Annotated in this window: 10 protein-coding genes and 1 pseudogene; 7 read left to right on the top strand and 4 right to left on the bottom strand. The window is 61.2% G+C overall.

Annotated elements, in window-relative coordinates:
- Nucleotides 1-80: 80 nt before the first annotated feature.
- Entirely contained in the window at nt 81-560 is a 480-nt protein-coding gene (locus QZ213_RS18330; RefSeq protein WP_291687509.1) for an Lrp/AsnC family transcriptional regulator, read from the bottom strand.
- A 266-nt stretch (nt 561-826) separates the two neighbouring features.
- Between QZ213_RS18330 and trxB the strand changes: the two genes are divergently transcribed.
- The 3 genes from trxB to dapA all read left to right on the top strand — a co-directional run bounded on the left by trxB (nt 827) and on the right by dapA (nt 4,183).
- On the top strand, nt 827-1,792 hold the full coding sequence (trxB, locus tag QZ213_RS18325; protein ID WP_291687508.1) for a thioredoxin-disulfide reductase: 966 nt from the start codon (nt 827-829) through the stop codon (nt 1,790-1,792).
- A gap of 2 nt (nt 1,793-1,794) precedes the next feature.
- Nucleotides 1,795-2,718: a LysR family transcriptional regulator gene (locus tag QZ213_RS18320; protein WP_291687507.1), complete on the top strand. Its 924-nt coding sequence runs from the start codon at nt 1,795-1,797 to the stop codon at nt 2,716-2,718.
- 502 nt (nt 2,719-3,220) lie between these two features.
- The gene (gene dapA / locus QZ213_RS18315) at nt 3,221-4,183 is read left to right on the top strand and encodes a 4-hydroxy-tetrahydrodipicolinate synthase (protein ID WP_291687506.1); all 963 of its coding nucleotides are present in this window, start codon (nt 3,221-3,223) and stop codon (nt 4,181-4,183) included.
- Nucleotides 4,184-4,188: 5 nt separating this feature from the next.
- Here dapA and QZ213_RS18310 read toward each other — a convergent pair whose 3' ends face one another.
- On the bottom strand, nt 4,189-5,886 hold the full coding sequence (locus tag QZ213_RS18310; protein ID WP_291687505.1) for a methyl-accepting chemotaxis protein: 1,698 nt from the start codon (nt 5,884-5,886) through the stop codon (nt 4,189-4,191).
- Nucleotides 5,887-6,122: 236 nt separating this feature from the next.
- Between QZ213_RS18310 and QZ213_RS18305 the strand changes: the two are divergent.
- The 3 genes and pseudogenes from QZ213_RS18305 (at nt 6,123) to QZ213_RS18295 (ending at nt 6,914) form a co-directional block, all read left to right on the top strand.
- Nucleotides 6,123-6,352 (top strand): annotated as a pseudogene (locus QZ213_RS18305) (metal-sensing transcriptional repressor).
- 141 nt (nt 6,353-6,493) lie between these two features.
- Entirely contained in the window at nt 6,494-6,646 is a 153-nt protein-coding gene (locus tag QZ213_RS18300) for a hypothetical protein (RefSeq protein WP_291687504.1), read from the top strand.
- Nucleotides 6,647-6,779: 133 nt separating this feature from the next.
- Entirely contained in the window at nt 6,780-6,914 is a 135-nt protein-coding gene (locus QZ213_RS18295; protein WP_291687503.1) for a hypothetical protein, read from the top strand.
- Nucleotides 6,915-7,082: 168 nt separating this feature from the next.
- Here the strand turns inward: QZ213_RS18295 and QZ213_RS18290 are convergent, their stop codons facing one another.
- A complete protein-coding gene (locus QZ213_RS18290; RefSeq protein WP_291687502.1) occupies nt 7,083-7,763 on the bottom strand; it encodes a ParA family protein in 681 nt (226 codons plus the stop codon).
- Nucleotides 7,764-8,227: 464 nt separating this feature from the next.
- Entirely contained in the window at nt 8,228-8,551 is a 324-nt protein-coding gene (locus QZ213_RS18285) for a hypothetical protein (protein WP_291687511.1), read from the bottom strand.
- 648 nt (nt 8,552-9,199) lie between these two features.
- Between QZ213_RS18285 and QZ213_RS18280 the strand changes: the two genes are divergently transcribed.
- Complete coding sequence (locus tag QZ213_RS18280; protein WP_291687510.1) at nt 9,200-9,406, top strand: hypothetical protein; 207 nt, start codon at nt 9,200-9,202, stop codon at nt 9,404-9,406.
- Nucleotides 9,407-10,033: the final 627 nt, after the last annotated feature.

The following is a 10,033-nucleotide window of genomic DNA, read 5'->3' as shown; positions in this document are numbered from 1 at the left end:
TTCCGGGTTCGACGCGGAGCCTGTCATCGGGCCGCGCCTCGCGCGGACCCGTTGGCGTCGCCCCGGAATGACTCGTAAACTCACCCCGGCACTTTCACTTCCAGCGGCACCGCCGCCTCGTATTTGGAATTGTGCAGTACCAGCGACGTCCTGACATTGCGGACATGCGGCGCCGCGGTCAGATGGGTGACGAAATCCTGGAACGTCGCCATGTCGGGCGCCACGCATTTCAGGATGAAGTCGACCTCGCCCGACAGCATCCAGCATTCCCGCACCAACGGCTCGGCGCGCACGAACTCCTCGAACGCCCGCAGGTCCGCCTCGGCCTGGCTGGACAAGTGCACCGATGCGAACACCGTGACGTCGAAGCCGAGCCGGCGCGGATCCAGCAGCCCGCGATAGCCCTGGATGTAGCCCTCTTCCTCCAGCGTCCGTACCCGGCGCAGGCAGGGCGGCGGCGAAATCCCGACCCGTCTGGCCAGTTCGACATTGGTGATTCGGCCGTCGGCCTGGATTTCGCTGAGGATTTTGAGATCGATCTCGTCAAGGTTCTTCGACACGCGGGTCCGGATCCTGGGCTGGCAGAGCAGGTGGGAACAATTGGCAACAGTCTTAGCGCAGCCTATGGCCCCGGCGCAATTTTATTGCGCGTGCGCCGCGCCATTTTTGGCGGCAAAGGGGAAATTTCGCTGATATGGATTGCAATTCTTGCATAGCTTGCCAGATATCTTAGACTTGGATTTGACACTTTCGGCGCCGGGGCGATGCCTTCCGGGCGCTTTTCGCCCAAGCCCCGACCAAATTCCCTTAAGAGAGGGACTTCTCTATGCCTGCTCCCATCCACGCCAAGGTCGTCATCATCGGTTCCGGCCCGGCCGGCTATACGGCTGCGATCTATGCGGCGCGCGCGATGTTAGAGCCCGTGCTGATCCAGGGCATCCAGCCCGGCGGCCAGCTCACCATCACCACCGACGTGGAGAACTATCCGGGTTATGCCGACGTCATCCAGGGCCCTTGGCTGATGGAGCAGATGGAGAAACAGGCCGCCCATGTCGGCACCAAGATCATCACCGATCTCGTCACCAGACTCGAGCTCGGTCAGCGGCCGTTCCGCCTGACCTGCGACTCCGGCGACGTCTATCTCGCCGAAACCGTCATCCTCGCCACCGGCGCGCAGGCGCGCTGGCTCGGCATTGCCTCCGAAGAGAAATTCAAGGGCTTTGGGGTCTCCGCCTGCGCTACCTGCGACGGGTTTTTCTACCGTGGCAAGGAGGTCGTCGTGGTCGGCGGCGGCAACACCTCGGTCGAGGAAGCGCTGTTCCTGACCAATTTTGCGTCCCAGGTGACCATCGTGCATCGCCGTGACCATTTCCGGGCCGAGCGCATCCTGCAGGACCGCCTGTTCAAGCACCCCAAGATAAAGGTGGTGTGGGACTCGGCCATCGACGAAATCTGCGGCACCGAGAACCCTGGCAAGGTCACCCATGTCCGCTTGAAGAACGTCAAGACCGGCGCGCTCTCCGAACTGCCGGCGGACGGCGTCTTCATCGCGATCGGGCACGCGCCGGCCACCGACCTCGTGCTCGGCCAGATCAAGCTGAAACCGTCCGGTTATGTCGAAGTGGCTCCGAACTCGACCGCCACCTCGGTGCCAGGCCTGTTCGCCGCCGGCGACGTCGCCGACGAAACCTACCGGCAGGCCGTAACGGCCGCCGGCCTTGGCTGCATGGCCGCTCTCGAAGCCGAACGCTTTCTCGCACTGCGCGCCAGCGACCGCGCGGCGGCGGAATAATCATGGCACGAACCCGCGGCGGATTTACCGACATGGATTGGGACAAGCTGAAGGTGTTTCACGCGGCGGCGGAAGCGGGCAGCTTCACGCATGCCGGCGAGCAGCTCGGCCTGTCGCAATCGGCCGTTTCACGGCAGGTCAGCGCGCTGGAGCAGGAGCTTTCGGTGTCGCTGTTCCACCGCCATGCGCGCGGCCTCATCCTCACTGAGCAGGGCGACTTGTTGTTTCGCACCGCGCATGACGTGTTCATGCAGCTGCAGGCGGCACGCGCGAAACTCACCGACAGCCGTGAGCGGCCGAGCGGCGATCTTAAGATCCAGACACCACCGGCCCTCGGTATCAACTGGCTGATTCCGCGGCTCCACGAGTTCACCGCGCTCTATCCGGAGATCCGGATTTCCATGATCGTCACCGACGAAGAACTCGACCTCTCGATGCGGGAAGCCGACGTCGCGATCCGCACCCGCAAGCCGACCCAGCCCGACCTGATCCAGCGCAAGCTGTTCTCGATCGGCTTCCACGCCTATTGCTCGCCGGAATACATCAAGCATTTTGGCACGCCGCGCACCCTCGACGACCTCGACTCGCATCGCATCATCATGCTGAGCGATACACAAGTTCAACCGCATTTGCAGAACCGCAACTGGCTGATCGATGCCGGCCGCAATGGCTCGGGCCCGCGCGAGGCCTATTTCAAGGTCAACAACATCCTCGGCCTCGTGCGCGCTTGCCAGCAGGGGCTCGGTATCGCCGCGCTGCCCGACTATCTGGTCGAGGAAAACAACCGCCTGGTGCAGCTGTTCGGGGAATCCGACTCGATCCAGCTCGACACTTATTTCGTCTATCCGGAAGAGCTGAAGACGGTGGCGCGGGTGCAGGTGTTCCGCGACTTCGTGGTGAGCAAAGCGCAGCGCTGGCCATCGTAATCTTGCGCTTTATCAGAGCCCCCGGTCACCGCATGACTGACATGCTTCGGGGGTGGTTGCCGCAAGGCACCGGCGCGGACCATAATGTGGATACGCTGAGCCGTCGCGTTGCGCATTTGTCCCCCTCCTCCAGTGGCGCGGAAGCTCAGTAATCCCTCTTGGAAGGTGATTGTGTCGGCCTCACGTGGCCAATACCTCAAGCCGGGCTCTATTGAGCCCGGCTTTTTTTTGGTATCAAGTCTCGATCGGCGTCTCACCGTGCAGCTGGGTGCACGCGGCTGCACCTATTCCGCGCGTTGACAGGCGCGGCGCCGCCGATCATCATTCCCGGATGATCACGAATCTTTGCATCGCAGCGTCGTCGAAAAAAGCTCCCGTTCCCGGGGCTTCAGATCGGCGCGCGCGATAGACTTTTCAACCAGCACCGACCCGCAAAACCCCGCCGTCTGGACGGGGTTTTTTTGGTGTCCCGTCTCCGGCTTCCCGTCCAGGAGATGGACCAATGAGCGACCTTCGAACTTCCGATCTTCGAGCCTGCCTGCATGGGCTCTGGCTGCCGCTGATCACGCCGTTCCGCGACGGTGCGCTTGACGAGGCGTCGCTGCGGCGGCTGGTCCGGCATTATGTTGCGCTGCCCCTTGACGGGCTGGTGCTTGCCGCCACCACCGGCGAAAGCCTCACGCTGTCGCCCTGTGAAACCGAACGGCTGGTGGTCATGGTGCGGGACGAAGCCGCGAGGCTGCGAAATCTTCCGATTCTCCTCGGCCTGTCCGGCAGCGACACACGCGCGCTCTCGGACAGGCTCGAGCGAACCGCAGGGTGGCCGATCGATGGATATCTGATCTCCTGCCCGTATTATTCGCGCCCGTCGCAGCGGGGGTTGGAGCTTCACTTCCGCGCGCTCGCCAATCGCGCCGCGCATCCGGTGCTGCTCTACAACATCCCCTACCGGACCGGCGTCAATCTCGGCAACGAGGCGATGCTGCGGCTTGCCAATCATCCCAATATCGTCGGCCTTAAGGATTGCTGCGCGGACCGCGGCCAGTCGCTCGACCTGTTGCGCCGGCGTCCGCAAGACTTCGCCGTGCTGACCGGCGAAGACGCGCAATATCAGGAGGCGCTGAGCGACGGCGCCGACGGCGCCATCCTGGCGTCTGCGCATGTCAAAACCGCGACGTTTGCGGAGATTTGCAGTGTTGTGGCGGCAGGCGAGCATGACGCGGCGCTGGCGCGCTGGCAGTCGGTTGCGGATTTGACCCGGCTGTTGTTTTCCGAGCCGAGCCCGGCGCCGATCAAGTACTGGCTGTGGCGGACAGGATTGATCGACAGCCCCGAAGTCCGGCTGCCGATGACGGAAGTGAGCCCTGCGCTCGCCGCGAGTCTCGACCGGGAGATTGGCATTTTGGACCCGGAACCCGGCGCCGAGGGTCCTCCAAAAGGACGAACAGCTGCTCCACGTCCGTAGTGAGGCTACGCCGCCCGGACAGTCGCGAGGAAACTCTCGACCTCCTGCTTCAGGCGCTCGGACTGCTTCGCGAGTTCGCCGGCCGAACCGAGAACCAGTTCGGCGGCAGTTCCCACCTGGCCCGATGCCTGCGTCACGCCTGCAATGTTTTGCATGACCCCCTGCGTGCCCTGCGCGGCCTGCTGCACGCTGCGCGCAATTTCCTTGGTCGATCCACCCTGCTCCTCCACGGCGGCGGCGATCGTTGTGGCGATCTCGTCGATCTGCCCGATGGTGGCGCCGATCTCGCGTATCGCCCCAGCCGTGGCCCCGGTAGCGTCGCGGATCGCCTGGATCTGATCGGCGATCTCCTCCGTCGCTTTCGCGGTCTGGGTCGACAGCGCCTTCACTTCGCTTGCCACCACGGCGAAGCCCTTGCCTGCCTCGCCGGCCCGCGCGGCTTCGATCGTCGCGTTCAAGGCCAAGAGGTTGGTCTGTCCGGCGATATTTTGAATGAGCCCCATCACTTCGCCGATCTTCTGTGTCGCCTCCAGCAACCCGTCCACCATGGCATTGGTGCGTTCGGCCTGGGCAACCGCGCTTTGCGCGATCGATGACGAGTGAGCGATCTGTCGGGAGATTTCCTGTCCAGATGTCGAAAGTTCCTCCGCCGCGGCAGCCACGGTCTGCACATTCGTCGTGGTCTGTTGCGCGGCCGCGGCAACGGTGGTGCTCTGCCGCGTCGTCTCCTGCGCGATTGCGGACAGCGATTGCGCCGAGCGCTGCATTTCGGTGGCTGCCGAAGCGGCCCCGGCGACAATTCCGCCGACGCTTTTCTCGAACTCGCCCGCGATCCGGTTCATTGCCGCTTTCCGTTCCGCTACGGCGCGCGCCGTCGCCTCCTCCCGCTCGGCGCGGAGACGTTCGCTGTCAATCAACCGATCCTTGAAAACGGTCAGGCTGCGCGCGATATGGCCGATCTCGTTGCGACGCTCGACAAACGGGACCTCAACGTTCAACTCACCCTTCGCCAGATCGTCCATGACGCTGCATATCGCACCGAGCGGACGAACCAGGCCGCGACCGAGAAAGAACGCGGCCAATCCCGCGACGAGCAAGCCCGCCAAACCGCCGGCCGCGATCCACATCGCACGCTCGAACACCACCGCATCGATATCGTCGGTATAGCCGCCCGCCTGGATGGCGAGCAGCTTGTCGCCCTCACCATATCCGCCGGCATAGCTGAGCTTCGGCAGCTCGGGACCACCCGTCGCTTTCGGCACCTGGTATTCCAGGAAACCGCCGCCGGTGCGGGCCTTGCCAACGATATTTTGAATCAGCAGCTGGCCCTGATTGTCCTTGTAATCCCAGCGATTGACATTGATGTATTTCGGGTTGGCATGCACATAGGTGACGCCCGCATTGGTGCTGCCGGCGCCGTAGACTCCGAGATAATCGGCGGATTTGCCCCAGCGCATGGCGCCGATCGCATCGAAAGCAAGCTGCCGTGCTTCCTCCGCCGGGATCTTGCCGGCTTTGGCTTTTTCCTCGTAATTCGCCAGGACCTTCTTCGCGGCCTCGACCAGATCGAACACCTTGGTCCGACGTTCCTCGATGACGGTATTGCGAAGGACCATCACTTGAGCGGCTAGCGCAGCGACGAAGACAACGGTCAAAACCGCGATGATCATCGCAAAACGATTATAGACGGTAAGATGTCGCATGTTGAGCGCCTTCGTGACAGATGCGATCGGCGACAGTATCTCTTTACCAGTTAAACCTTTATTGAGAACGACCCACAATTTTGCCGCGAGAAAAGCCGCTGGCGCTGACGGATCAGACTGTTCCTATGTTCCCCGGTAAGGCCCTAAAAGCTTGAGGGATTTGGAACAGCCACTTCGGCGCGCGCGGCGGTCCCGTTGTCGTCGGTCAGACCTCCTGCCTGAAAAGACTGAGACGAATCGAAGGCCAGATCCGCGGGCGCCGGCAGGGTGGAGGACGACCGTTATTGCAGGACGTGGTGACGCAGATCGCGGCCGCGAAGGCGGCGCGCTGCGCCGCATCGAGGAGGAGATCCTGCGCGACCACGTCGCCCATTGCGTCGAGCACGCGATCAACTCCGGCGACAAGGCCGTTCAGCGCCGCAAGATCGCGGAGCTGATGGACGTGGTCGGCCGCGCCGACCGGTAGGCGGCGACGGCAATTCGAGTGGGCAATTTGCGTGGTTAACACGCGGTGACAACGGCGCGTCGAATCCGAATGACATGGCGGCACCTACTTTAGAGTTTGAGGCCTATGGAATTCCCCAACGATAATCCGACGGGGAAAACTATGACCACTCAAACCATTCGAGAAGCCGCCAATCAGGCTTCCGCGCGCGCCGAAGCCGTGCAGGATCTACTTCTGGTGTCGTCATTCGGCCTGTGGGCGATGCTTTTGGGCGTGGCGCCGGTGGTGGCCTTGCGCCTCCTGACCGGAAGCTGACAGGCTCGCAAGCCAGCCGCGTTGGTTAATCCGCGGTAGCACCTGTGGTCAAAAGCGTGCGAAATCGCGATCGGCTTTTTTAAAATTTCCCGCGTATCACCGAACCCACAAAAGCAAGAAGCGCGGGGGCGTCGTGAGTACTCAGGATAATCCATTCCCGGAACAACAGGGTTTTACCACCGAAGACATTCTTTGGACGCTGGGCATCTGGTCGGTGATCCTGGGCCTGTCGCCAGTGATCGTCTTCTACATGCTGATGGTCGCGTAGACCTTGATCGGTTCTGATTGAATCAGAACATCGTCAGCAACCAACATTTCCGGCTACAACAGCGTCATTCCCGCGTAACGCCTCAGCCGTTACGTGGGGATAACGATTCACAACAGAAAAACGCGCGAAGCCGGCGCGTTCTTTGTTCGTCCATGAGACGCGGCCTGGTTAAGCCGCCTGCTTGTGCATCGCGCCGCTTGCCGAGGCCGATCCGCGGATCGCCTTCACCGAGCGTTCGATCGCAGCCCACAGCCGGCCGATCTCCGCCGCCGCACGCCCTTCCGCATAATATTCGCGCGCACCTTCACCATGGCTGAGCGCCATCAGCAGGTCGGCGCGATTGGTGATCTGGCCGCCCCAAACCGGCGCCCGGAACTTGGCCAGCGATTCACGCGCGATGGTGACGATCGGGCTTTCCGCATCGTCGCGGCGCGCAGGCGCACCGTTGAGCACCACGGCATAGGGTTTGCGCGCGGCGCGGCAGGTTTGAATGGTTTCCTGCACGGCGTTGACGTCGAATACCCCCGGCCGCGCCGGAATGATCACCATGGTGGCGTTCTTGATGGAATCCTCTACGACGGCCGACAGATTCGGCGGCGTGTCGATAAAAACCCACTCGAAGCCGTCACGTTTCGCCGCTGCGACGATCCCGCTTACGGAATTGACCGCGGTCTTGATCGGCGGTTCGTTGGTGCCGCGCAGCTTGTGCCAGAGAGTCAGCGAACCCTGCGGATCAGCGTCGACAAGCAGAGTGGGTTTCGTTGCCTTATGGACATGCGCAGCAAGATGGGCGGCCAGGGTACTTTTTCCCGAGCCGCCTTTACGCGAAGCGAAAACAATGACGTTCATACCTTGGCCTCCAGATTGACCCCAGAACGCGAAAATGAATCAGCGCGCTGATTCGTGAAAGAAAAATTTACAACCAATTGGGCTGCAACCCCTGATTAATCACATGGGTTGGCTTTTGAGTCACACCCCGCAGCGCAGCACGAAAAAATACGGGAAAATCGAATCGAAAAAAGCGCGTGTCGGAGTCGTCGTGCGATCTTCTCGGGGGGAGGCCGACATCCAATCCATTCGCATTCAACCTGTCCGAGCATCCGCGCAACCGCTTTTCGCGCGAACGGCAGGGCGGATCGAACAAAACGAGTCCGAACGGCCGCGAATTGTGCCCGCAAAGGAGGCAGCGGCTGGCCGCGCATCGCAAAACGAACAGCCTCGCGCAAGCTTGGACGGAAAGCGGCTGGTCGGATGCGGGCTGCGCTGCCTCGGCGGCTCGGCAATGCAAGCAGGGCCAAAGCGCGGTCGCGCGATCAGTCCTCGTCCGGCTTCGCTGGCTTCCTGGATTTTCGCGGCTTGGCGCCGACCGTCTTTCGCGAGTCTTCCGGCTTGATGCTCATCGGCCTGCCGACATTGACCGGGGTGACCGCGGCGTCCGACTCAGACCTGAAGAACACGCGGCAACCCGGGCTGAGCTGCGACTTGTTCTGGATCATGCAGACCGTGATGCGGTCGACATCGGGAACGAAGGCACTGCAGAGGCGCATCGCGTCCCCGCTGCAGGCTTGCTCCTCCTCGGGGGTATAGGCGTGGCCGGCCGCGGGCCACATCACCACCGAAAGCGCAGTCGCCAGCATCAGACCGAGCTGGCACTTCCTGGACCAGATAGCCATCGCGAATCCCTCGAAGCAATAGTCGGGAATTGTGGGTGAAGGGCGGGCAAATGGCAAGCAGGACCGAACGGCGGGCCTCGTGGATAAAGACCCGTCTCCCAGTCCGCATAAATGGCTCGAACCGATAATTGGATATTTTCGGTGAAGTTATGATCACGCGACTCGCTGCGTGTGCCGTTTGCGTTGAACAAGAACGATGCCGTCGCGGTGAGAGGCGACATGTAGGCAAGTGCGGGCGCGAGACCACCGGCTTCATTGACTTCACCTGAAAGTGCGATCTCAACGTCATAGTCGCCGTTCAAAAGAAACCTTCTGGAAACGAGGTCACATCGGTATTTCCAGGGTCGTGGCGAACTGCGAACGGCCTGCATCGGGGGGCCAGGAAACAACTGCGTTCGTGCATTGGATGAGGCCTGGCTTGATTCCGCTCGCCTGGAACAGGAGGTCGGTGGTTCGAGACCACCCAACGGTACCACAAGGATAAATTGCCCGCGGCTCCAGCATCCCATTGATGCAATTGTTTTATTTGCTCGCATTCAGGGCGCGCGTACGGCCTTTACCGCCGCATATGTTCGAACAGCTAAGGCAGGTAAGACCCGCCTTGAAATCAGGATGTCGGATGCAAGGCGTCTACCTTTACATCCAACCGAATGGCAGGCCGCCATGGAAGCACTTCTGCTAGTTGCTGAGAGCGGCGGCCCAACGATGTTCGCCCCGATAGGCGTGATGCGGGCATTGAATCGTCCCGTCGAACGGGCATTCATCCCGGACCGGAAGGAAAGGCATTGGGGTCGCCGTAAGCTGGCGAGAGATCGATGATTGAGCAGTTTGATTTGGATCACTGCGGCGTGGCTTCGGCTTGTGACATTGTTCGATATCTCCAATTGCCCCACAGCGGCCGTCATGGCCAGACATACAGTTCTCATCAATCGGTGGTTCGTTTCGGTCGATACGCCGAAACCACGGGGACCTGTTTCGTCGCGAGCACCTTCTGTTAGACAGACAAGATCATTCCCGACGGAGAGCGAGGCCAAGCAATTTGCAAAGGCGAAGCTTTCTGAAGGAATGAAGGTCACAGCCGGTACGTTGAATCCTCATCAGCCCACACGACGCAACATTACAGCCCCGGAAATCAACCTATGGATCGAAGAAGATTGATGATCACCCACGGTTTAGAGAGCACGACCCCGCGGGGTTCAATAGGGCCAAACGAGGCTGTGCTCCCCACACCCTCCTCCGACGAAGGATCATTTATCGAATTGGATAAGGGGAAATTGATCTCGCACAGATGGCGCGATGCATATTCTGGTAGTAATTCTGTCAGGCATTCGGTGGTATCATGTGCTCTTAGGCAGCGCGGTTCTTAGGTGCATTATTGAACCGACCTGGCATGGCGATTGCTGTAACCAACTCGCTTTCCGATGTCGGGGGTATCAAATGAGTAAC

The sequence above is a fragment of the Bradyrhizobium sp. genome (genome assembly GCF_017881085.1).
In the GTDB taxonomy this organism is placed as follows: Bacteria; Pseudomonadota; Alphaproteobacteria; order Rhizobiales; family Xanthobacteraceae; genus Bradyrhizobium.
This window is presented reverse-complemented; position numbering and strand designations above follow the sequence as displayed.

Excerpts from the sequence above, each read along its gene's own strand:
- trxB (WP_291687508.1), top strand. The coding sequence starts at position 827 with ATGCCTGCTCCCATCCACGCCAAGGTCGTCATCATCGGTTCCGGCCCG.
- QZ213_RS18320 (WP_291687507.1), top strand. The coding sequence starts at position 1,795 with ATGGCACGAACCCGCGGCGGATTTACCGACATGGATTGGGACAAGCTG.
- dapA (WP_291687506.1), top strand. The coding sequence starts at position 3,221 with ATGAGCGACCTTCGAACTTCCGATCTTCGAGCCTGCCTGCATGGGCTC.
- QZ213_RS18310 (WP_291687505.1), bottom strand. The coding sequence starts at position 5,886 with ATGCGACATCTTACCGTCTATAATCGTTTTGCGATGATCATCGCGGTT.
- QZ213_RS18300 (WP_291687504.1), top strand. The coding sequence starts at position 6,494 with ATGACCACTCAAACCATTCGAGAAGCCGCCAATCAGGCTTCCGCGCGC.
- QZ213_RS18290 (WP_291687502.1), bottom strand. The coding sequence starts at position 7,763 with ATGAACGTCATTGTTTTCGCTTCGCGTAAAGGCGGCTCGGGAAAAAGT.
- QZ213_RS18285 (WP_291687511.1), bottom strand. The coding sequence starts at position 8,551 with ATGCTGGCGACTGCGCTTTCGGTGGTGATGTGGCCCGCGGCCGGCCAC.
- QZ213_RS18280 (WP_291687510.1), top strand. The coding sequence starts at position 9,200 with ATGTCGGATGCAAGGCGTCTACCTTTACATCCAACCGAATGGCAGGCC.